Origin of the sequence: Thalassomonas actiniarum (genome assembly GCF_000948975.2) — a bacterium.
GTDB classification, from domain to species: Bacteria; Pseudomonadota; Gammaproteobacteria; order Enterobacterales; family Alteromonadaceae; genus Thalassomonas; species Thalassomonas actiniarum.
Genome location: NZ_CP059735.1, coordinates 4,151,969 through 4,176,069 on the forward strand (window position 1 = coordinate 4,151,969; position 24,101 = coordinate 4,176,069).

The 24,101-nt window shown below is 45.2% G+C and carries 18 protein-coding genes; 8 read left to right on the forward strand and 10 right to left on the reverse strand.

The annotated features are described in order from the left end of the window. Window positions 1–126: 126 nt before the first annotated feature. From SG35_RS18035 to SG35_RS18060, 6 genes are all read right to left on the reverse strand, one after another. A complete protein-coding gene (locus tag SG35_RS18035; protein ID WP_044833955.1) occupies window positions 127–1,668 on the reverse strand; it encodes a glutamate synthase-related protein in 1,542 nt (513 codons plus the stop codon). Window positions 1,669–1,755: 87 nt separating this feature from the next. Next, window positions 1,756–3,003 (reverse strand): questin oxidase family protein, encoded by a 1,248-nt coding sequence (locus SG35_RS18040; RefSeq protein WP_044833956.1) that lies wholly within the window; start codon window positions 3,001–3,003, stop codon window positions 1,756–1,758. Between the two features lie 116 nt (window positions 3,004–3,119). Next, window positions 3,120–4,094, reverse strand: coding sequence for a glutathione S-transferase family protein (locus SG35_RS18045; RefSeq protein ID WP_044833957.1), 975 nt, complete (start codon window positions 4,092–4,094; stop codon window positions 3,120–3,122). Beyond that, window positions 4,094–5,104: a glutathione S-transferase family protein gene (locus SG35_RS18050; RefSeq protein WP_044833958.1), complete on the reverse strand. Its 1,011-nt coding sequence runs from the start codon at window positions 5,102–5,104 to the stop codon at window positions 4,094–4,096. Before SG35_RS18050 ends, SG35_RS18045 begins: the two co-directional genes overlap by 1 nt. A gap of 51 nt (window positions 5,105–5,155) precedes the next feature. Further along, window positions 5,156–6,046, reverse strand: a complete 891-nt coding sequence (locus SG35_RS18055; protein ID WP_236702626.1) for a pirin family protein — start codon at window positions 6,044–6,046, stop codon at window positions 5,156–5,158. Window positions 6,047–6,126: 80 nt separating this feature from the next. Continuing rightward, window positions 6,127–6,513, reverse strand: a complete 387-nt coding sequence (locus SG35_RS18060; protein ID WP_044833959.1) for a DoxX family protein — start codon at window positions 6,511–6,513, stop codon at window positions 6,127–6,129. A gap of 161 nt (window positions 6,514–6,674) precedes the next feature. Here SG35_RS18060 and SG35_RS18065 point away from each other — a divergent pair, with 161 nt between their 5' ends. From SG35_RS18065 to SG35_RS18075, 3 genes are all read left to right on the forward strand, one after another. Further along, the gene (locus SG35_RS18065; protein WP_044833960.1) at window positions 6,675–7,580 is read left to right on the forward strand and encodes a LysR family transcriptional regulator; all 906 of its coding nucleotides are present in this window, start codon (window positions 6,675–6,677) and stop codon (window positions 7,578–7,580) included. 125 nt (window positions 7,581–7,705) lie between these two features. After that, complete coding sequence (locus SG35_RS18070; RefSeq protein WP_044833961.1) at window positions 7,706–8,674, forward strand: DUF4350 domain-containing protein; 969 nt, start codon at window positions 7,706–7,708, stop codon at window positions 8,672–8,674. 13 nt (window positions 8,675–8,687) lie between these two features. Then, window positions 8,688–9,215, forward strand: a complete 528-nt coding sequence (locus SG35_RS18075; protein ID WP_044833962.1) for a GNAT family N-acetyltransferase — start codon at window positions 8,688–8,690, stop codon at window positions 9,213–9,215. A 58-nt stretch (window positions 9,216–9,273) separates the two neighbouring features. Here the strand turns inward: SG35_RS18075 and SG35_RS18080 are convergent, their stop codons facing one another. The 3 genes from SG35_RS18080 to SG35_RS18090 form a co-directional block, all read right to left on the reverse strand. Next, window positions 9,274–11,691 (reverse strand): ABC transporter permease, encoded by a 2,418-nt coding sequence (locus SG35_RS18080; RefSeq protein ID WP_044833963.1) that lies wholly within the window; start codon window positions 11,689–11,691, stop codon window positions 9,274–9,276. Further along, window positions 11,684–12,433: an ABC transporter ATP-binding protein gene (locus tag SG35_RS18085; RefSeq protein ID WP_044833964.1), complete on the reverse strand. Its 750-nt coding sequence runs from the start codon at window positions 12,431–12,433 to the stop codon at window positions 11,684–11,686. Before SG35_RS18085 ends, SG35_RS18080 begins: the two co-directional genes overlap by 8 nt. A gap of 64 nt (window positions 12,434–12,497) precedes the next feature. Next, complete coding sequence (locus SG35_RS18090) at window positions 12,498–13,775, reverse strand: efflux RND transporter periplasmic adaptor subunit (protein ID WP_053043180.1); 1,278 nt, start codon at window positions 13,773–13,775, stop codon at window positions 12,498–12,500. Window positions 13,776–14,035: 260 nt separating this feature from the next. On the opposite strand from SG35_RS18090, the gene SG35_RS18095 reads away from it, so the two are divergent. The 5 genes from SG35_RS18095 to SG35_RS18115 all read left to right on the forward strand — a co-directional run bounded on the left by SG35_RS18095 (window position 14,036) and on the right by SG35_RS18115 (window position 22,601). Further along, the gene (locus SG35_RS18095; RefSeq protein ID WP_044833965.1) at window positions 14,036–16,285 is read left to right on the forward strand and encodes a winged helix-turn-helix domain-containing protein; all 2,250 of its coding nucleotides are present in this window, start codon (window positions 14,036–14,038) and stop codon (window positions 16,283–16,285) included. 365 nt (window positions 16,286–16,650) lie between these two features. Then, window positions 16,651–17,448 carry a hypothetical protein gene (locus SG35_RS18100; RefSeq protein ID WP_152646686.1) on the forward strand — a complete coding sequence of 266 codons (798 nt, stop codon included), beginning with the start codon at window positions 16,651–16,653 and terminating at the stop codon, window positions 17,446–17,448. A gap of 905 nt (window positions 17,449–18,353) precedes the next feature. Continuing rightward, window positions 18,354–20,684, forward strand: a complete 2,331-nt coding sequence (locus tag SG35_RS18105) for an ORC-CDC6 family AAA ATPase (RefSeq protein ID WP_274055128.1) — start codon at window positions 18,354–18,356, stop codon at window positions 20,682–20,684. Then, window positions 20,677–21,687, forward strand: coding sequence for a hypothetical protein (locus tag SG35_RS18110; RefSeq protein WP_044836043.1), 1,011 nt, complete (start codon window positions 20,677–20,679; stop codon window positions 21,685–21,687). The genes SG35_RS18105 and SG35_RS18110 overlap by 8 nt, the downstream gene beginning before the upstream one ends. Before the next feature lie 629 nt (window positions 21,688–22,316). Further along, window positions 22,317–22,601 carry a SymE family type I addiction module toxin gene (locus SG35_RS18115; RefSeq protein WP_044836041.1) on the forward strand — a complete coding sequence of 95 codons (285 nt, stop codon included), beginning with the start codon at window positions 22,317–22,319 and terminating at the stop codon, window positions 22,599–22,601. Window positions 22,602–22,778: 177 nt separating this feature from the next. On the opposite strand, the gene SG35_RS18120 is transcribed toward SG35_RS18115, so the two are convergent. Continuing rightward, a complete protein-coding gene (locus SG35_RS18120) occupies window positions 22,779–23,678 on the reverse strand; it encodes a PD40 domain-containing protein (RefSeq protein WP_044836040.1) in 900 nt (299 codons plus the stop codon). Between the last annotated feature and the right edge of the window lie 423 nt (window positions 23,679–24,101).

Genomic DNA, 24,101 nt, shown 5'->3' on the forward strand with positions numbered 1-24,101 from the left:
TATTATGATTTATATATAAAACGCATACAAAGTATATACAGCTAATATCACAATAACAAGCAGCGGTAAAAATGCCCTAACCCACAGAGCATTTTTACCTATTAAATTATCCCTTTAAATATCGGTTTATAGTGAATAACCGGAGTAGTTTATTCCTGACAAATGCGCCATTTCCCGGTGCCAGGTGGCCAGATCGTCCTGATTAAAGTCGCTTAAACTATGATGGCCGCAGGCGCGGGCCATGACCTGCATCAGCTCGGTTGAAGCGCTAAAGAAATTATTTAATTTCTTCGCCGCTTCATCGGTATTCAAGCGTTTACGCAACTCTTCCTTCTGGGTGGCTATACCCGAAGGACAGTTATTGGTATTACACATTCGAGCAGCTACACAGCCAATTGCCTGCATGGCGCTGTTAGACACGGCAACACCGTCGGCCCCCAATGCCAGCGCTTTGACAAAGTCCATCGGGGTGCGTAAACCGCCGGTGATGATTAACGTGACTTTACTCCCTTGCTGATCCAGATAGCGACGCGCCCGTGCCAAAGCAGGTATGGTAGGTACGCTGATATTGTCCCTAAAGATCTCCGGTGCAGCGCCGGTACCGCCGCCGCGGCCATCAAGAATAATATAATCGGCGCCGGCATCCAGGGCGAACTGGATATCCTGCTCGATGTGGTTGGCGCTTAATTTAAAACCTATGGGAATACCGCCGGTCACTTCCCGAACCCGGTCACCAAACTGTTTAAAATCCTCCACCGTTTTAAGATCGGTAAAAGTCGGCGGTGAAATCGCTTCAGTGCCAGCCTCTATTCCCCGCACCTGGGCGATTTTGCCGATGTTTTTCTTACCGGGCAAATGTCCCCCGGTACCGGTTTTAGCCCCCTGCCCGCCTTTAAAATGAAAGGCCTGCACCCCCTTAAGCAGCTCTTCTTTAAAGCCGAATTTAGCGCTGGCCAGTTCATAAAAATAACGGGAATTGGCTTGCTGCTCTTCCGGCAACATGCCCCCTTCCCCCGAGCAAATACCGGTACCTGCCAACTCGGCGCCTTTTGCCAGAGAAACCTTGGCTTCCTCCGATAAAGCGCCAAAACTCATATCGGAAACAAATAGTGGAATATCCAATGTCAGCGGCTTTTTAGCACTGGGACCGATCACCAGCTTAGTATCAACGGCCTGGTCTTCCAGCAAAGGTTTTCTTGCCATCTGGGCCACCATGATCTGAATATCATCCCAGTGAGGCAAGAGATGGCGCGGTACCCCCATAGAAGTCATATGGCCATGATGCCCTACTTTGCTCAGACCATGTTTGGCCAGCTCGTGGATATAGGCCACAGTCGGCTCTTCCGGGGTCGGCTCGCCCACGGGCATTTGGCTTCCCTCGGCAGGCTGAATTTGCACACCCGGGCCTTCTTTGCCCACCTGCTCTGAAGTGAACTTTTTATGGGTGCCGTCACAAAAAGGAGCATTTTGGGTGTGCTTGCAGGCGCATAAATACGCCATGCCATCATCGTCAGCCTGGAAGGCTTTAGGTTTAAAACTGCTGCCTTTATGGGAGCCGTCACAAAACGGCTGGCTGGCGGATTTGCCGCAGGTACAAAAATAGTAGTCTTCGCCTTTTTTTAACTCTACCCCTTTGGGTTTGTTATCGGCGATCACGGGATTAGTCATAATATTTTCCTGTTTATAATAGTTATTAATGCTTGGTTTTTAGTCTAGTTCAACTCGCCCATTCCATTGTAAAAGCAGGACCAGCCCCTATCCCTGCGGCAAAGCTTTTATCGCGGCCAACTGAAAAGCCGAGTCCTGGCTGATATGCCGGTATAGCCAGTCACAGCTGTAGATCATTTTCATCACATGCACTTCTTGCGAGCGCAAGGCTAACCGCTTTAGCTTGGGCCAACTGACCAGATCAAGCTGCTGTTCTTTATTGCTGTTTAAATCAGGGTGATGCACCTCCTTAGTTTCTGTATTCTTGCTATTACTGTTGCTTAGATAAGTTTCAGGAAACAAATCAGACAACCTGGGACAGCCTTTTTCGATATACAAAGCCGTCAGCCATACCCAGAAGTAACGCCAAAGCCGGGCATAAACCGCCTGGTTTTCACGGTTGATATAACGTAACGTCAGCTCTGCCAGTGCCTGACAACTGGTCACCCCATGAAGCGTGGTTAATGCCGGTTCGAATAAATACAAACGGGCGGCTGCTTGGCAAATACCCGCCATCACCGGGGTAAGTTCATCTTCATCTAAGGTAAAACCCGTGCCCAGGGCCAGTTGATGGATCACCTGCTCACGGCATAACTGCTCGCAGATACTGATGCTGCCGCCGTAAATCTTGCGGCTTAACCTGCCGGGCAAATGCCCTTTTTCCAGCCACTGGCGTATGCTTAGCCAGCTCTGTCCGGCCTGATGACTTGCCGCCGAAAGTGAAGCGTCTGCCTCCAGCAGGTCAAGCAGCTCGGGATTTATTGCCGGCTCCTCAAGGTAGAGATCCTGATAACGTATCGCCATGTAAGCCAGGGCATCGGCAATTAACCCCGAATCGCCGTGACCTGTGGCAAAACTTAGGCGGATCAGCGGATGGAACAGTCCCATAGGTAAACCGGGCTTCATCGCATCCAGCAACTCGGTGATCACCTCTGCGCTTTCTCCCTGGTCGAATAGCTGTAAAAACACCCGGCGAAACTCGCGCAGCTTATCGCTCTGTCCCAGGTATTGGCGCCAGTTTTGCGTCGTGACTTCATTTAAATCTTTCAAGCCCAGCTCCCCGGTAATAGCTGCCCTGTGCCTGGGCCAGCTGTCCCTGAAATTAACAATATCCTGATCGCTTGCCCCCAGGCCATGCATCGCCATAATGGTCATGGGATAATGGTTTGCCATGCCTCCCTGGGTGATGCCTGCCAGGTTGGGGTGATAAAAACTGTCTTGGCGCACTTCTTCATTAACAAGCGCCGACATAACGGCCGAAGGGGTAAAATCCGGCGCATTTTCAATATTTTTCATACAGCACAACTCCTTCTCTGATAAACAGTGAATGATTCAATTGATAACTAGATGTGTGGTAAAGCAGGTCCTGTGCTACTGCTCTTTGGCCAAAGAGCAATAGCTGTCAGGGGGTATCAGGTAAAATCCGCAAGCGGACCTATCGGCACTATGCCATGAGGGTTTCTCAGCGGACTTTTCGAATGATAACCACTACGGTAAATATCCAGATCTACGGTTTCGGCAACGCCCGGGATCCGGTATAAAGCTTTCAGGTAACGGGACAAGTTGGGATAATCCCGCAGCATCTTCAAATTACATTTAAAGGCGCTAAAGTAGCCGACATCAAAACGCACTAAGGTGGGCAACAAGCGCCAGTCGGCTTCGGTGATCTTATCTCCCAACAGGTAGTCTTGCTGCGCCAGACGTAACTCAAGTTTATCCAGTGCGGCAAACAAAGCCGTTACCGCTTCATCATAGGCGGACTGGGTGCGGGCAAAGCCAGCCTTGTAAACGCCGTTATTGATGTGATTAAAAATATAATCGTTTAATTCATCAATATCGTTTGCCTGCGCCTCGGGATAAAAGTCCTGTTCATCGCCGGTAATAGGGTTAAACGCCCCGTTAAACATACGGATAATTTCCGACGACTCATTGCTGACAATGGTTTGCTTTTGCTTGTCCCATAACACAGGCACGGTCACCCGGCCGCTGTATTTTGGGTTTGCCTTAAGGTATAACTCGTACATGGCATTTAACTGGTAAAGGTCATCGCGAAAACGCGCTTTATGGTTATCAAACACCCAGCCATTTTCGGTGCGCAGCGGCGCCACCAGCGACAGGGAAACAACGCCAGCAAGCTTTTTCACCTGACGGTAAATCAAAGTACGGTGCGCCCAGGGGCAATTTAACGCGGCAAACAAATGATAACGCCCTGCTTCTGCCTTAAAGCCCCCGCTGCCGCTGGGACCGGCCGAGCCATCGGCGGTGACCCAACTTCGAAAACCCGCGGTACCACGCTCAAATTTGCCCCCCGATGCCTGGTAAGCTTTGGCCTCAAGTTCGGCTAATTTATCGTCGGTCAGCCACTCCCCGTCAATTAACTTACCCATTAGCTGGCAGCTCCTGATACTGTTTGAGCGCTTTTAAGCTGATCCCGGTTATGGGGAGCATCAAAATTCAGCTCAGGCCCAGCCGGAATAATCCGGGTAGGATTAATGGTTTCATGGGAGGCGTAATAATGCGCCTTGATATAATCTATATCCACCGTCGGTGCGACACCCGGATACTGGTAAAGCTCCCGCAGATAATTCGACAATACGGGATAATCAGCAATACGCTTTAAATTACACTTAAAATGCCCGACATAAACCGCGTCAAAACGCACTAAGGTGGTGAATAAACGCCAGTCGGCTTCGGTCAGTTGCTCGCCAGCCAAATAACGCTGCGTAGTTAACTTATGCTCCAATTCATCGAGGACATTAAACACATCCACCACGGCTTCATCATAAGCTGCCTGGGTCGTGGCAAAACCGGCCCGGTAAACACCGTTGTTAAAACCGTGATACACCCGCTCGTTAATGGCATCAATTTCATCGCGCTTACCCTCTGGGTAGTAATCCCCGGGTTTGGCACCCAGGTGATCAAAAGCGCTGTTAAGCATACGGATAATATCCGCCGATTCATTGCTGACAATGGTTTGCTGATGTTTATCCCAGAGCACAGGTACAGTCACCCGCCCGGTATAATCGCCTTTGGCCAGGGTATAGATTTCATGCATGCGGGTTTTGCCGTTTACGCTGTCGGGTACCACACCCGGTCCCGGCTCAAAGGTCCAGCCTTCATCCGCCATATAGGAATTGACGATAGATACCGAAATCATCTCTTCAAGTCCCTTAAGCGCCCTGAAAATCAAAGTACGGTGGGCCCAGGGACAAGCCAGGGAAACATAAAGGTGATAGCGTCCTGCTTCGGCTTTAAACCCTCCCTGCCCCGTCGGTCCCGGCTGGCCGTCGGCGGTAACCCAGTGGTTAAACTGAGCCGCTTTACGGACAAAACGCCCGTTGCTCGATGCAGTATCATACCAGTCGGTATGCCATTTACCTTCAACTAATAATCCCATGGTTATCCCCTTAATTGATATCGTAAAAATGTTTGTTCACTAAAATTGCGGTTAAAACAGGCCGCGGCGAAAATCATCAAATGCCTGGTTAATTTCTTCCCGGGTATTCATCACAAAAGGACCGCTTTGCACCACCGACTCGTTAAGCGGTTTACCCGCCACCAGTAACACCCGGCTTGAAGAAGACTGGCCGGTTAGCTTCACTTGTTCGCCAGCCCCCAGGATACCCAAAGTCTTGGCACCGACTTTCTGCCCCTTCTCTCCGACCGTCAGCTCTCCTTCAACCACATAGATAAAGGCATTGTGGCCTTCGGGAAGTTGCTGGTTAAAGACAACGCCTGCCGGCAGGGTCACATCCATATAGGTCGGCGAGGTATAGTGATTAATGACCGGCCCTTGAGTGCCCAAATCGGTTTGACCGGCAATCACCCGAACTTCGGTGCCATCCTCACGGTTTTCGACGGCTACCTTATCCGGCGCAAATTCCTGATAGGCTGGCTCTGTCATTTTGTCGGTCTTAGGCAGATTCACCCAAAGCTGGAAGCCCTTGAGCAAACCGTTTTCCTGCTCCGGCATTTCCGAATGCAAAATGCCTTTGCCCGCCGTCATCCATTGCACACCGCCCGGCTCTATCACCCCTTCGTTACCTTTGCTGTCTTTGTGACGCATACGCCCGTCAAGCAGATAGGTGACGGTTTCAAAACCCCGGTGCGGGTGGGTAGGAAAACCGCCGATATAATCGTCCGGGTTGTCGCTTTCAAAACAGTCGAGCATTAAAAAAGGATCTATCATTCGCAACTGCGGCGTTCCGATAATCCGGGTTAATCTTACGCCGTCGCCATCACTGGCCCGCATGCCTGCCGTTGCCGTTATCAGCTCTTTGGTTTGATTTACTTGCATAGTGTTTTCACTGCTCTGTGTCTGGGTTAAATTGCTCATCATAAATCTCCTTTAAATTAAGCCGGGAAAAGCCCTGACGGCTTCACCCGTTTATCCTTTTAATTAGTTATTCTTTGCTTCTGTTACTCTTTACCTCTGTTATCCAAGGCATAACTACCTAGTCCCGTAGCAATCAGGATGAGGAAGCCACCGGCAATCGCGACATTTTTCATAAACATGATCATTTGTATCTGGTCGCTGAAATCGGCGTGGAATAAAGCCGCCGATACCAAACTAAAACCGGCTAATGCCAGGGCGGCAATTCGTGTTTGCCAGCCGAGGATGATGGCTAGAGCGCCAAAGACTTCGGTGATAATCACCAGCGGTAATAAGAATCCGGGAACGCCCATGGCTTCCATATAACCCTGGGTACCGGCATAAGAAAAAACCTTGTTTACGCCTGACATCAAAAAGATTAAGGCAATTAAAAAACGTCCGGCCGGGGCACTGAAATCAATAAGTTTATTCATAATATTTTCTCCACATTTACTCAGGTATTTACTGTTGTTTAGATGACTTGTTTAAGCCGATGATGAAAGTTTAGTTGTTGATGATATGAGAATAAACAGCAATAATGAGAAATGATAATTGCCAATATAAGAACAATTAAAATTTAACAACAGGAGACATTATGGGCCAGTTAGAGCAGATGGCGATTTTTGTGCGTATCGTAGAAGCCGGCGGTATCGGCAAGGCGGCCGAGCAGCTTGACCTGGCAAAGTCAGCCGTCAGCCGCCGCCTGGTAGAGCTGGAAACCCGGCTCGATACCCGCTTGCTTATCCGCACTACGCGCAAATCAAAACTCACCGACGCCGGTCAGGTGTTTTACCAGCGGGCGGTAAAAATTCTCGATGACGTCGCCCAGATGAATAATGAAACCAGTTGTGTCGATGCCACCTTAAACGGCACCCTGCGCATGGCGGTGCCACTCTCGTTTGGCCTGATGCATTTAACCTCTGCCATAGATGAATTTTGCGAGCGCCACCCGGATCTGACCATAGAAATAGATTTTGCCGACCGGCAAATCGACCTGGTAGAAGAAGGTTATGAGCTGGCAATCCGCATCGCCGATCTCAAAGACTCCAGCCTGCAGGCAAAACGTATTACCCCAGTGCGCCACGTACTGTGCGCCAGCCCGGACTATCTTGATGCCAGAGGCACGCCAGAAACCATAACGGATTTAAAGCAACACCAGTTCCTGCAATACGGCAAGGCCAGCCATGCCAAACTTCACATTACCGATCCCAAAGGAAAAACCGTCCATTTTCCGCTAACGGCAAAAATGAAGGCCAATAACGGCGATTTTTTACGGGATATGGCCATTGCCGGACATGGCATTACCTACCTGCCGACCTTTATTGCCTGGCAGGCGGTTTTAACCGGTGAGCTAGTGCCTTTATTGTGTGACCACAAGCTGCCGGTAGCCAATGTCTATGCCGTGTATCCGCAAACCCGCTTTTTATCACAGCGGGCACGGGTGCTGATCGACTTTATGGCAGAGCGCTTTGGCGACAATCCCTACTGGGACCAAAAATAAAGAGGGGGGATCAAAAATAGCGAAAGTAGCTAAACTACAGGCCGCTGCGAGTCTCTGGCATCTTGTTATTTTTCAGGGTATATTGCTTTTTTCCTAGAATATTAATACCTTGGGATCCCCGATATATGAAACGCATACTCGCTGCCTTAGTACTCTTTAGCGCTTTTTCCTTTGCAGCCCAGGCGAAAAAGGTGGTGACAGATGCGATAGCAGATACCGATTACCGGCATGAATTTTCAGCTTTAAAACAGCAGCATCAAACCCAAGTGTTGATTGACCGCTACCATCAGACCATATACAACACACAAGATGACTCCCACGGTGCCCATGCCATGCTCGATATTATGAGCCGGGACGGTTTTACCGTCAGTTATACAGATAAAGCCCTGGATTTAGCCAAGGCCGATACCGATATTTTGATCATTCACGGCCTGCCCAACGATAAAATCACTTTAGACAGCGGTGCAGTTTTCTGGAAATCCCCCATCAGCGACAAGGAGCTGGACTCCATAGTTCCCTGGGTAGCAAGCGGCGGCAGCTTATTTCTCACCCTAAGCCATTTCCCCGGCGGCAGTGGCGCGCGCCCTTTACTGGAAGCCTTTGAGGTCAAATTCCGCGACGGTTACGCCTATTCCCCCAAATACCCGAGCTTTACCTCAAAAGACGGCCGCTGCTCAAACTTTTTTGGTATGACAAAGCAGGCAGGTCTGCTGAAAAAATCCCATCCGCTTTATAACTTGGGACCTAAAGTAGAGAAGATTGACTTTCATTGCGGCGCGGCCGTTTTTCGCCAGCCACAAGACGTAGTGATCGCTTACCCCAAGGCCACGGGAAATTACAATAAAGACGACAGTTTTCACGAAATATCAGACTATTATGCTGCCATGATTGCCTTTGACTACGGTAAAGGTAAAGTGGTAGTAACCACAGATCAGGGCATGTTCAGAAACTTTATCTTCACCTTTGACGAAAAAGAAAAAGTTTATGTCACTATCACCAGCCCGGACAACGATAACGGCAATCTGTTTGTCAGTATGATGCGCTGGTTATCCCCGCATATTAACCCGGCCAAAACACAAAACAACAAGAACTGAAAAAGGAACTCTAGTGGAATTATCAAGTGACAGAATAAAGCTGACAGCGTTCGACCAGTCAGACTTTGACTTATTTGTCGAACTTTCTATGTGCCCGAAAGTAATGGAGCATGTGTATACCCCTTTAACGCTTGAACAGGCTACGGCGGCATTTGAAGCAAAATCCCGTCCCTGGACACCCGATTGCGATACCTGGCTGTGTTTTGGCATCAACGCACGGGCCAGCGGCGAAAAGCTTGGCAATATCGGCATAAAAATTACCGACCATGAAGCAAAAATTGCCGAAACCGGTTTTATGATCAAACCCACCGCCCAGGGTAAAGGTTTTGCAGGTGAAGCCTTAGGCCTGGTTAAAGCTTATGTGTTTAACCACTTGAAATTAAACAAACTCACCGCCACTTGTGCCGCCGCCAATACCGGCTCGTATAAGCTACTGGAAAAATCCGGCTTTTTACGCGAAGGCTGCTTAAAGCAAAATACACTGATCAATAACCGCTACGTGGACGATTATCTCTACGGCCTGTGCCGCTCGGATATTTAACGGCAAAAAGGCTGTTTGCCGGTTCGGACAAACAGCCTGTTTAATCCCCTAACCCCCTCTATTCATATTGCAACGCATCTACCGGGGTAGCATTGGCCGCCCGGTAGGCAATCACCATCACAGTGACATAAGCCACCAATAAACTGAACAGGGTCGACAACACAAAGGGGCTGTAAGGCATATCGATACGGTAAATAAAACCGTTGAGCCAGTCCCTAAGCAGCCAGTAAGCCAGCGGCAACACCAGCACATTAGCCAGCACCACCAGCACAGAGAACTGATTCACCAGCATAAAACACAGCTGCGCCGTACCCGCCCCTAAAATCTTACGGATGGCAATTTCTTTGACCCTGCGCCGGGTATTAAACGCCGCCAGGCCGAATAATCCTATCGCGGTAACCACAACCGCAATCAGGGTAAAGACATTAAGCAGCTGGCTCTGCCTGGACTCGTTGCGGTATAGGGAAGCAAATTCTGTCGCAATCCAATCAAAGGTGAACGCCTGATCCGGCGACAGCGACAGCCAGGTTTGTTCCAGCTCGCCAAGCAAAGAGGCATTCACGCCCTCTTTAAAGCGCACCGACAACCAGCGTAAGGACAGCTCCTGCGGCTCTCCCGAGAGCACATAAATCATCGCCGGTACCGCGGTTTTAACACTGATATAATGACTGTCTTCGACAACGGCAATCACCTGGTGATTATGCAAACCGTCATCGCCGCCCCCTAAGGTCAGCATTTTACCCACCGCCTGATCAGCTCCCCAGCCAAGCGCCGTGGCCAAAGTCTCATTGATAATGATACTGCCGGTAGAACTTTTCCAGTCCTGCTCGTTTTCCCGGTAGGCATCGTTACTGAAATCCCGCGAGAAATCCCGCCCGGCCAGTATCTTGATGCCGTAGGTAGCAAAAAAGTCATAACTTACCGGGTTTGAACCCACCTGAATTTCATCATCGACATTGTCCGCCCTGCGCACCACATTCGAGGTCCGGGTGGCTTTGGTCGGTACGGTATGGGACATAGTCACCGCCGCCACCTGCGGGTTGCGCAATAGCTGGTTTTTAAAGGTATTATAAATATCTGCGCCGCCGTTGATAACGATCACCCCTTCCCTGTCATAGCCTTGGGGCATATTCTGGATATAAGACATCTGCCAGTTCACCCCCAAACTTGCCACCAGCAATAAGGCGGCAATGGCAAACTGAAACACGATCAAGCCCTGGCGCAACATCACGCCCACGGGGGAAGAATTCACCACGCCTTTTAATACCAGGGCCGGTGACAGGTTGCTCAGGTAAAAAGCCGGATATAAACCGGCCACTACGCCGACGATTGAAGTTAACACCAGCAGCTGGGCCAAAACCGCCGCTCCCAAATCAAAGCTGAGGTTAACTTCCATCAGCTGATTAAAATACGGCAATGCCCCCCACACCAGCACTAAGGCCAGCAGACCCGCCAGCGTGGTTTGCAGTACCGCTTCGCTTAAATATTGCACCACCAGTTGCAGCTTACTCGCCCCCAAAGATTTTCTTACACCGACATCTTTACCCCGGCGCATGGCAGAAGCGGTAGCCAGATTGGTAAAGTTGACACAGGCCAGCAACAGTATCATCACCGCAATAATACTAAAGGCAGTCACCATCACCCCGCTGCCCTGGGGGATCAGGGTACGGCTGGTATCGGTATAAAGGTGCAGCTTGGTCATGGCTTCCAGGTTCAGCCGGTAAGACTTATAGGAAGACAGCCCCTGCGCCCTTTGCTGGTAATAATCGCTGATATTGGCCTGCAAACCGGCGACCTGCGCCCCCGGAGCCAGTTTGACAAAAGTAACCGTGGCGTTAAAAGTCCAGGAATCGGCCCAAGCCGGGTTGGCCAGGGCAAACTCATTAAAACGCTCGCCGGGAAGTAAAACGGTCTCGGACATGGTATGGGCAAATGCCGGTTTTTTTACTACCCCGGTCACCTGAAATTCCACCCCGTTAACGGTTAAGGTTTTGCCGATAATGCCCGTGTCGGCAGCAAAATATTTGATCGCCGCCTCCTGAGGCAAAACTATGCTCGACGGTCCGCTCATGGCCGTCAGGGGATCCCCTTCGATAAACTCAAAGTCGAAAAACTCGAAATAGTTGCTGTCGACATACTGCACCCGCTCCGAATAAACCCCTTGCTGATGTTTAACCGAGACACGCGAGCGTGATATCCGGGTGCTATCCAAAATATCATCAAAGTTTTGGCTTAACTCATCTCCCAAACGCAACGGCGTTAACGCCTGGGGACGGTTTTGATCGCGAATTAAATCCAGGCGGTAGATATTCTCAGCCTGGCTGAAATTCTGGTTATAACTTTGCTCATGGGCCACATACAAACGGATCAGCATAAAGCAGGCAATACCTATCGCCAGCCCCGCCAGCTGAATGGCGGTGATCAGCTTTTCACGGCACAGGTTGCGCCAGGCAACAATAAAAAATAACTTAACCACAAGACACCTCCTGCAACTCGGCTGTTATGCCCTGGTCAGAGATACTTTCGTCCGAGATACTTTGCTCCGAAATACTTTGGTCCGAAATAATTTTTCCGTCGAGCAACTCAATCGCCCGGGTGCCGTAACTGATATGCTCCGGCGCGTGGGTTACCATCACAATAGTCGCCCCCTCACGGTTAAGCTGCTGCAATAAGGCCATCACCTGGGCAGAATTATTCGAGTCCAGGTTACCCGTAGGCTCATCCGCCAAAATCAAATCCGGCTCGGTAATAATCGCCCGGGCAATAGCCACCCTTTGCTGCTGACCGCCGGAAAGTTTGGCCGGCAGGTGGTGACGCCTGTGGCTGATATCCACGCGTTTTAGCACCGCCTCAACCCGTGCTTTACGCTCGCTTTTCGCCACCTTCTGGTAATAAAGCGGCAGCTCGATATTTTGCTCAACGGTAAGTTCGTCTATCAGGTTAAAGTTCTGGAAAATAAAGCCCAGGTGCTGTTTGCGCAGTTTCGCCCGCTGCGCCTCGCCAAGCGTTGCCACCTGGTGGTTGAGAAAGTGAAATTCGCCGCTGTTCACCGTATCCAGCATGCCCAGCACATTAAGCAGGGTTGACTTGCCGCAACCGGACGGCCCGAGAATAGAGAGAAACTCCCCCTTGTCGATAGTTAAATCCATGCCGTCGATAGCAACCGTTTCTATTTCATCGCCGATAAAAGACTTGGCGATTTTTTGTAATTTGATCATGAGAATTCCTTATTTTTTATGGTGTTTTTAATGAATATTCAGTTAGCGTTTAATTAGTTGTTTATTAGAGAAGCAGCTGCACCTGCTCGGCATCGGCAAAGCTGGCATATGAGGAAGTGATCACTGACTCCCCAGGGGCCAATCCTTCCAGCACTTCCACGCTTTGCGGGTTGCGGCGGCCAAGACGTACCTGGCGTTTTTCCGCCCGGCTGCCGTCGGCGGAGACCACAAACACCCAATTTCCGCCAGTGGTTTGCATAAAGGCGCCGTTACTGATTTGCAGCTTGTTTTCACTGGCAGAGAGGTTTAATTTCGCCTGCAGGCTTTGCCCTAAGCGCAGCTGTTCGCGGCTGTTGGCGTCGGCAAGGGTAAAGTCCACCTTGAAGGTGCCGTTATCTATGCCGGGATAGACTTTCGATACCGTCAGCTGATGGCGCTGGCCGTCCAGGCTGAACTCTGCCTCTTGCCCGGCGGCAATACGGCTGACATAAAACTCATCGATACGGGCGCTGACCTTAAAGGTGGAGAGCAAATCTACCTGGCCCAGGCGCTGGCCGTCGCGCTTTGACTCCCCTACCTGGGCATCTAAAAAGGTCAGCTGGCCCGATACCGGCGCGCGGATGATCAGCTTGTCCAGGCTCATCTGGGAGATCGCCAGGTTATTTTCCAGGGTTTTAATACTCTGGCTTAACTGGGCCAGCTGCTGCTCTTGCAACAACGCCTCTTTTTCCTGGCTCTGGCGCACCGTTTCCCGGTAACGTTTTTGATAGGCCAGCTCGTCTTTGATTTCTTCAAATTCCTGCTCAGAAATCAGCTTTTGCTTCACCAGGCGCTTGCTGCGGGCAAAACGCTTTTCCAGCTTTTGCACTTCAAAGTCGAGCTCGATCACATCCCGTTTCAAACTCAGCTGGTTTTGCTCCAGCGCCAGCCGGGTATTGCGCATATTGTTGATTTGCTCGGAAACCTCGGCTTCCCGCGCCAGCACGGTTAATTGCAAGCCGGTATTGCTGAGCTTTAATATCGGCTGGTCTTTTTCAACTAACGCGCCTTCTTGCAGATACACCTGCTCAACCCGGCCGCCGTCTATGGCATCGATAAAAATGGTTTTTTCCGGTTCAACCACCGCCCTTACCGGCAAATACTCGGCAAAGGCTTGCTGCTTTACCTGGCTCAGCATCAGGTTGTTTTTTGCCAGGTTATAGGTCTTGCCGCCGGCGCTGGTTAATTTCGACCAGGTAAAAACCAGGACAAAAACCCCGATGGCGCAACCGGCCAATCCTGCTTTGATATAGCGTTTTCTGTTATGAGTTTTCTGCTTGTTATTGTTAATGGCTCTGTCCATAACCTTCTCTCGTTTTTGGATTTGTTGCAGTTGTAGATAGAACCGAGGTGAAAGGAAGGAACAAAGCCTGAAAAAGTTGGGATTTGTGATGACCAAACTGTGACCAAAGCTTCAGTCACTTTTTAAACCCCTTATTTTTCAGCAAATTAAACAAAAATTAATAAAATAGCGGTTTCAGGCAATTTTCAGCCAAAAGCTATTAACTTAGCGCTAAATCCCTTACTATAAGCAACGGTTTTCATCACAGAGACGGTTACTTTTTGCGTTATTTTCATTTTCAGGATCACAGTTTAGATACTCAGGCCATGGTGATTTACCGTCATCAGCAAAAGATAGAATTAGAGCCGAAAGTTTTTGAGCTGTTAGCTTTTTTCTGCCAGCACCCCGACCGGGTGATCAGCAAAGATGAACTGATGGACAATGTATGGTCCGGCACCCTGGTTTCCGATAACGCCATCAGCCGCACCATAGCCAAAGTACGCAAAGCGCTAAATGACGACTCTAAAAAACCCCTGTACATTATTACCGTAGCCAGAAAAGGTTACCGTTTTGCCGCCAGCGTGACCCCAAGCGATACCTTATTTGCAACGGCTGAGCAGCCGCTAGAGACACAAGTAACGGCACAAGAAGCGCAGACAGAAAAATCGCCAGGCCAAGAACCCCAGATTTCCCCCCCGGCAGCAACACATTCGGCAGCGGCTAAAGGAAAAAACAAAAAAACGCTCGCCTTAGCTTTTGCCCTGCTTGCTTTACTTGCCGCAATAATTGCCTTAACCGCGATGAAGTTCTGGCCGGGCAGTGAAGAAGGCATCAAACCCGCCCGCTTAAAAAGCATGGTCGCCATTACCCGGGATAAAGGCACCGAATGGCACCCGAACATCTCCCAAGATCAAACCCAGCTGGCCCATACCGAGCGCTCCACCGACGGCCAAAGAAACCAGGTGGTATTAACAGACCTTAACAGCCAGGAGCGCCGTTATATCAAACATGATAGAGGCAACATCAGCCGCCCTGTATGGTCGCCAAACGGCGAGTCTTTAGCGGTATTATGGAAACATAACCATGTCTGCCAAATCCTGCTGGTTCAGCAAGATGAAATCGATGACTTGAAAAAATCCCGTACCTTAAGGGAATGCTTTGCCAGCGCCTGGCCCGTTTTTCAGTTTTCCCCCGACGGCCGGTTTTTATACTTCAACGACAAACCCCAGGAACTTCAGGGCTACCAGATTTTCCGCCTGGACCTGACCACGGGCGAGCAAATCACGCTAAACCAGCCGATAACCGGCGGCGAAGGCAATTACCATTTCGACCTCTCCGGTGACGGAAACAAGCTGGTGATGCTCAACCTTGAGTACACCCCGCAGAGCCGAATTTACACCCTGGACCTAACCAGCCAGCAGCTAAAACGCACCGCCGAGCTTGATTACCGCCTGCGCTCTGCCGTATGGCACCATGACGGCCAGTCTCTGGTACACCCTTCCCCCCACCCTGCCACCGCCCTGTGGCACAGCCGCCTGGACGGGGAATTTCTTGGCGTTGTTGCCAGCGGCAGCCAGAGGCTAAAGAACTTAAGACGCCACCCCAACCAAAGCGACTACCTGTTCAGCGCCTATATGACAGATTATGATTTAACCCTGACCAGCATTAAGCAGGCAGACAGCCTTGAGCCAACAAGCAGTCTTGAGCAAAAAATCAGCAGCGAAACAGCCTCCGGCACATGGCAACCGGATAACTCCAGTGTCCGGGACTATTTACCGGCACTCTCCCATAACGACCAACAACTTGCTTTTGTTTCCAAACGCTCCGGCAGCGCCGAGGTATGGCTGCAAAACAAAAAAACGCCAACCGCCGCCCAGCTGAGCCAGTTTAACAATGCCACCCGGATTTTTGACTTACTCTGGTCTCCCGACGATAAAAAGCTGCTGGTACTGGCCGACAACCTGTTATACCTGATAGATATCAACAGCCGGGAGATTAAAGAGCTAACCACAAGCCAAACCTTTAATAACCGCGCCATTGCAGCACTTTCTTGGCAGAACAACAACCGCCTGCTGTTTTCATCCCAGCGCAACAACAGCTGGCAGCTGATGTCTTACGATATTAACCAGGACAAGGTCGAGGTATTAAATTACCGCTGGCAGGCGGGACGTTACTCCCAGGGCAGCGACAGCTATTATTTATTCGATAAAACCAATAAGCGCTGGTATCAGGCGCAAACGCCAGACAGCGAAGAAATTGCTTTAATTCCCGCAACATGCAACGCCGCTATTTTGGGCCGGGTTCTGAACTTAAAAGAGCAAAGCCACGCCCTATATTGCCTGAGTGATTCAACTGACAAACAACAGGCTCAAACCGGTATTTACAGGTATCACAAAGCAAGTAAAACTTTCGAACTGTGGCAAACAACAGATAAAAATATTTCTTATGATATTCAAGGTAATAACCTGATTTCGGCCAACCTTGTCAGACAAGGGGCGGATATCATGCAAACCCGCTCACCGGGTAGTTAAATGAAAGGCTATCAATAACTTTTTACTGTATGGTGATTTGGTTATGGTTTGTTTTAGGCGAAATTAATTATAACGTTTCACCATGTTGTTCATAATTCCTTCTCAAAAGGTCAACACAACTTAATATTGAATTAGAGATATGCAGACTAATTTAAAAAAACGTATTTCCACCGCAAAGAAGGCAAAATGCCGCTTTTTAACAGGTCGCTAAAAAGTCGCAAACTTATAACCTATTGATGATACGTGAGTAAAAAGGTAAAGTTTCAACAAAAATAATGAATTAGTTGAACCGTGTTTCTGACAAAAATACGGAATTAATCCGGCTAACTATAGCTGTTAGCTTTATAATCCGTTTTGGAGAACTATTGAAAAAATCATACGTGTGGTTTCTTTATTATTTGGGATGTGTATTGCTGTTTTCATTTGTTTACTGGGGGATTTGGCTGCATAAACCAGATAGATTTATTATCAACCCTCAGCTAAATATGCATCCATTTCAAAGTATCGAAGACTTCTTATGGGAAGATAAACCAGAATATCAAACTAGATTCCATGTAGATCTCAGTAAATACAAAACAGAATATGATGCTTATTATTTGAAAATTTCTGAAGCTGAACAACAAATCCTCAATATAGAGAGGGAACTTAAAAATCTTGAGGTACGCCTTCTTGATTTAGACAAAAAAAGGAATTCAGAAGTAGATTTTAACTTCAAAAAATATGATGAAGAGAAGTTAAAGCCTTTTAAAGATGCTGAAGAAGCACTACAAAAACAACTCACTGCACTTGAGGTACAATTACCAAAAGAAGTCAAAACAGAAGCAGACTTAGATATCATTAAGAAAGTAGGAGACAAGCGAGTCGAATTAGCAAAAGCCCGATATCAAACAGCGGTACAAGCAACTATAAATTCGGAAGTTCTTCTACAAAATATAGCTGGATTCATGTCTGATGAAACATGGACGGGGTACCGTGATGTTTCAGAGATGAGGAAAAAACTACACCAAAAACGCTATAAATATGAAGTTGTCATAGGTGATACACGAGTAAAAGCAATTGATGTATTAAAAAACGATATAGAGTTGATCAGGGGAAGAGTTGGCTGGGCTGATTTCGTTTTTTTAGTGTTGGTATTTCAACAACAACAACGTTTGGGGACTTAGTTGCAAATGATGTGATTACCAAATCATTAATAAGTCTTCAACTCTTTATTTGCCTAATTATTGTTGCTGGCTTCTTAGGCTCTGTCGTGAAACAAAGCTAGCAAGTGGCGAGCGGGCACATAATAAAGCCAGTAAGCAAGATAACCCTGATGACCTGCCGTTTAAGGTTAAACCTTTGCTGAGCTTTAGCGGGAATGAACATCAGGGACAACCGTGCGGCATTGCTTTCTCACTACTTGATTATTTTGAGTTGATTGAAGATACCGGCAAAATTATTAGGGAAGATAAACGCGGTTACATTGATGAAAAGCATTTCCCTATCTTGCAGTAGTTAGACTTTTCCGGTGATGACTGGCTGGATTTAGCACAACATTTTGGTAAAAAATATCATAGAGCCGTTGGCTCATTGGCTGAGCTATCTCGTTTTGCTGCCCATATGGAGAAAAAATGGATTGGCGGACAAAGGCAGCAGGAAAGTATCTTTCACTAAAACCTAATACCTTACCATTAATGTTCACCGTTACTTACGGTAACAAGTCTTGCCTGAATCCGCTGATTTTAATGATTTTTTGCTGAAATTGGTTGATTTCGTTTCGGTAAGTTAATTTCCATTGCTTTTTATAATTTGTATGATATTTTCGTGGCGTGAAAATTAGTTTATGGATGTCCATGCTTGATGCTTGCTCATGCTGGTTTGTTTTTGGCGAAATTAATTACAACGTTTCACCATGCTGTTCAAAATTCCTTCTCAAAAGATCAACACGCCCTAGTCAACTAATTAGTTTACTTATATTAAATTTTGGTTTAATAATAAACAATCAGTATAAATAAGAGGCGAAAAGGACGTTTACTCGTATTTGTATAGTATTGTCTTTTCGCAACGCTTTATAACAAGAGAACTGGTTATGGTTGACGATACTATCAATGCAGTCTTAGAAAGTTTACAAAATAAAAATGCCCTATTTATCGTTGGTGCGGGCTTTTCCGTTGATGCAGGTTTGCCTGATGCTGAGACGTTAAAGAATCAAATCGCTCAAAAATATCGTCTTAGCGAAGCAAATGACTTGGCTGAGGCTGTAGAAATGGCTTTGGCAAAGAAATATGAAAAACACGAAATAGATCAGTCTATTAAAGATTTTTTACAGGAGGGGATGGAATCAATCTCGGTCAAAGATAAAGAATACATATCCCAATTTACCTCACTTAAATTTAATAATTATATTATTACAACCAACTATGACACACTCATTGAAGAATCATTCAAAAGCCGTACAGAAATTAAAGTTATCAAAGAAGATTCTGATTTGGAGTTAGCTAGAGATTATAACTCTAGACTATATAAGGTTTTTGGCTGCATCGCTGATAACAGCCCGCTAGCTGTAACCACAATTGATATAGAAGAATTTTCCAAACAAAAAGAAGCTATTGAATCAAAGTTGAAAACATTATTCTGGGAAAAAAGAATAATAATTATTGGTTTTAAGGCTAGGGATGCCTTCTTTATAAAGTTATTTTTAAATGTAATTAAAAAACGTCAAAGTAAAAAATTAATAGTTGTATCACCTAGCTTGACTAGTAAAGATAAGAATTGGTTTGAAGAATTAGGTAAGCTTGAGCATATAGCAATGTCAGGTAAAGAGTTTGTTAGCGCTTTGTATGACCAAGCAATTGCTGAAATCCAAGAAGTAAAACCAATACAAAGTCAAAGAACTAACAAGCAAAAAATAGCTAATTTATTAGAAGCAAATAATCCTTTCTATCCATACCGAACGGATAGATTTTGTAATGAAGATATAGCAAGGTTTTACGAAACTCCACCATCTCCGATTTCTGATATTGAATTAAATGATAATTTTGTTTTAGTTGGGGGGAGGGGTACAGGTAAATCAATGCTGTTAAGACATGCATCCACAAAAGTCCAACTACTCAAACCAAATTTAGATAAGGAACAATTAATTAGTAATATAAATATATATATTAAGATTGATAACGCTTTTTCAAAGGAAACTGAAAAACTTCAAGAAGAAAGCGATAATGATTGGTATAGTTGGTATATACACTATTTAAATTTAACAATAGCAATTGAAATAATTTCTATACTAAAAGCTCTTGTAGACTTTAAGTCCTTAGAAGTTGAACAATCGTCAATAATAAATATTGCGGATGTTTTACTTTTAAATTATGCCACAGCACCATGCAATCTAGATGATATAAATATAGCCTTAAGGAAAAATAGAACTTTATCAAAAAGAGGAAGTAAAAATAAAAATTATACAAACCTTACCACATTACAAGATTTATTTGAGTTACTAAAATTAACGTGTAAGCAACTGAATAACTCTTCATTTACACTTTTAATAGATGATATGGAATTGTCTGATGAAAGAGTAATACCTTTTGCGGTTTGGACTGGCGCAAGAAGATTTTTTGTAAAGGTTTCAACATCCACTTTATTTAATTTGCATATCTTCTCTGAACAAGGAATAAGTCAAATAAATGATTTTCAAATTATAAACCTTGACTCTTTAAATCTTGATAAAGAAAGAATACGGTTATTTGAAAAGCATATAGAATCTATTGCAAACATTAGGCTTAAAGAAAAAAATTTGTCTTATAGTATTAAAGATTTATTGGGGACAAAGGTTTCTAAAGATTATCCATTCTCTGGTTTTACTAGGTTTAGCAAGTTAAGCGGTGGCTCTATTCGTAGTTTTTTAAAGTACTGTAAAGATGCCGTAGACTTTTCTTATAAAGAAGAACATGGGCGACTTCCAACTACTATTTTTGGGGAACTACCACGTAAAGACCAAGAAACTGTAGCTGAGCGAATTGCATATGACGAGTACTATAGTCTGAGAGATGGAAATAAAATTGGTTTTTTAATTGTAGCTTTATTAGATAGTTTTGGTGAATATAGTTACAGAAGATATCAAAATACTACGTCTCAACAAAGGACTCTTAGATTTTCAGTAAAAGATCCTGAAAATCTAAGTAAAGAAGCAACAGCTGTCCTCACCGAATGTGTAAAGCTAGGTGCCTTATTAGTGCCATACGAAAGGCAGAGGCAAAAACATCCAACGCTAAAAAAGTTAACCTCATTTATTCTTAACAGAACGCTCTGCCCAAAATATAAAATACTTCCAGTCACTCATCAACAATCAGAGTTTAGTGCAAAACAAATCGACTTAATGCTACATGATAGACAACAATTTCTTAAGGAAATGAATTATGAATAAAACAAGAGTTTTTATACATGCATATTCCTATGAAGAAAGGTCAATAGAGTCTATCAAGCATATTAGCTATTCGGAGTCAGGTTATGATTTAGTTATAACTTTAGACTATATAGAAGTGCCTAAGCAATTAGTTTCTGCCTATAAAAACAATAAAAGAATAATTGATGAGAAGGTAAAACTTTCCAATATAAAACAAGAGATTATAGATGTTAAGTATAACTCTCAATTAAATTTTATTAATATAATTAAAAGCAAATTGCCTGAAAAAGTGGATATAGATTTAGATATTACCAATCTTACAAAATTGCATATCATGCGCTTATTATTCGAATATGGGCACTTAATTAAGAATGTCACTTATATCAGTGCTAATGCGCATTATTTAAATGAAGATTCAGCAGATGAATTACTAAAGACAGGAAACAGAAGCACCATAATTTCGGGATTTGAGGGTATACTAGTACCTGAGTTACCAACAATTTTGGTAATTATATCTGGTTTTGAAACAACTAGAGCACAATCAGCATATAATTCTATATCACCTGACATATGCATCCAAATAGCGGGGGTTCCATGGCTTGAACCGGATAAAGCTATAGATTATATATCTAAATCAATGGATATAAACAAACATCTCTCTTACCATCAAAATTGTTTTACAGAATTAGCGCCAAGTCTTTGCCCAAGAGGATTTGCTTCGAGACTTAGAGATATTATCACTAAATATAAAGATATTTATAAATCTAAGGGTGAAGAAAATTGTAATGTTATTATTGTCCCTCTAGGAACAAAGATACAAACACTTGGAACATATTTTTATTTTACAAAGCATCCAGAAACAAGGATATATTATACAAATAAAACCAACTATACAGAGTGCTCTATCGGTGTGGGTGAATTATCAATGTACTCCTTAAAAGATAGAAATTTAGATGAGATAGAAACACAAAATAAACGTGAGGATCTTTTATCTGAATATTATGCACAACTAAGTATTGATTGATCTTTAGAGAAAGAGGATGAGTAATCCTGCCATTTTTTAAACTTAAAATCCCCCTTGTGGCAGGATTGTTGTCACCCATTTGATTTCAGTTGATAGTATTTAACAGAGGGCGACAACGATTTGAGGCATGCGGGCTAGCACTCCATCCAGAGAAAACTAAGATTATTTTCTGTAAAGATGAACGACGCAGAGGGGACTATCACAATACCGACTTTTACTTTCTAGGGTATACCTTTAGGGATGCAAACATGGGCACTCAAACCTTGGTAAACATGAAAAGCTGTTATAGGCATAATTCAATTTTTGGCTGCCCGGCTTTGCTCGCGCAAAGCTTACAATGGCCCCCAAAAAAAGCAATTGAATCAAAGCCTTGACTGCACTGAGCAAAAACATCAAATTTCCTTTAAAAAAAGACCAATTCACCATTGATTTCCCCGCAAATTGGTCTTTCCTTAATAGTGCTATCCAAGCCTAAACGGAAAGCATTTATTACAACACTTCCATCAATCAATGAACTGCTGTAATAACAACCGTTACTAACAAAGCAAAACTAGTAACTTAAACCGCAACCCCTGAGTGCTGGCACACCCAGAGGTCGCTAACCACCACGAACTCTCAAGGAGTACGTCATGGCTAAATATCATCATACGCCAGAGCCCGTCTCGGCAAAAGTAAAATATCCTATTTATCGGCAACTTACCGTGCAGGAAACGGTTTGCACCACAGCGTCGAAAACCCGCGGCATAGGGATTAACTATGTGCCCGTCAAGCTTGAGCCTTGTGTAGTGCTCAGGGGAAAATGGCTGCACTTGGCCGGTTTCCCTGTCGGGCAAAAGCTTAGTATTGTTGTCAATCAGGCAGAGCTGGTGATCACGCCTAAACAAACGGAGCCAAACCCGTCCGTTGAAAACTAACCCCGGGCTTAATTGTAAAGCTATAAGCTAAGCTGCTGTATTTAAAGCAGATACAGCAGCTTTATCTAACGGGAATAGCCCGCTTAAAACCTTGGTAAGTATGAAAAGCTGTCATAGGCATAATTCAATTTTTGGCTGTCCGGCTTTGCGGTTTTCTCAAATTCAATTATTAATGCATCATACTTTTGGCCTTAGTTTCTCAATAACTTCTGTGCTCACCCAATATAAATTTGATAATTCGTTTTCTTCGTTATATCGGCTAAAAAATAAATATTTTCCATCGGGAGTGACGCTTGGTACTGATTCAATAAAGTTAGAATTAACTTTATCTCCAAGGTTAATTGGCTTTGTCCATGTTCCGTCTTTCTTCTTAAAATAGACATAGAGATCACTTTTTTTACTATCATCTTCTTTGTTGCGGGCGTTTGAAACTAAATAATCTTGAGATGGGGAAATAAAAGTGTGCACGCCAAAACCCATTTCAACAGGCTTTATTTCAGGAAAGCTGCCGTTGTCATTGGGGGCATAGTAGGTTTTCATTTTTGATATATTAAAATAATAAAGGTCGCCGTTATTGGCTTGGTTCGGAAAGAAAACATCATCGTCATTTATCGGTGAATCAAGTTTTATTGCCTTGCTCCACGCATTGTCCAAACGATTTACATACCATATTCTATTATCCGTATAATCAGATTTAGCCGTGGTAAAATAAATTCGTTTACTGTCAGCGGTGACAAACGGATGCATTTCTTGCTCTTTTTTTCCTTTGGTGAAGCTTACTTTTTGAATCGGTTTCCATTTGTTATCTTCGAGTTTTGAAAAATAGATAGCAGCATTTTCGTCTTTTTTATGCGCTTTAAAATATATTTCATCTAAATCAGAGGAAAACGAAATCCCCCCTTCATGTCTTCCATTGATTGAAACTATACCGGGAGCAAAAACTTCTGGGATTAAACCGGGTGGCTTTTGCCCAAGATAGGGGCCTTCCAAGACCGGAAACTCATCTTGGCCATAACTATTGCTACTGAAAGCTAGAAGAGAAAACAGCAGAGTAATTGAAATACCAATATAGTTCATATTATTGTCCTTATTTTATATTTAGGTGGGTGCTTAACTTCTGCGCTCTGATAACAGCTATTAATATTACGCCCGCATGATTAAGGTCAACATAGTCGTAGTGCCAAAAAGACCAAAGCGGCAAAATTCAAGTTGAATAACTTGTGAGTCTCTTATTGGTACGAAAAAATGGCCATTGCTGATTCACCTTGGTCTAAAAACGAGTTAGAACGGATGGCAGTAATGTTGGAGAAACTGCCATTAATGATAAAAACTTTAATGACCGCTTTGGTGGCGTAGCTGACCACCAAAGTTCATTCTGAATCTAGTGGCAACGTCTGTATATGGCACAATAGTTTAGGTTAGGTGCTAGTGTTGTTCACACCTTAATTTGGTGTTAGGCTGCAATATCGCTCATAATCACTCAATATATCCTATAGTTAG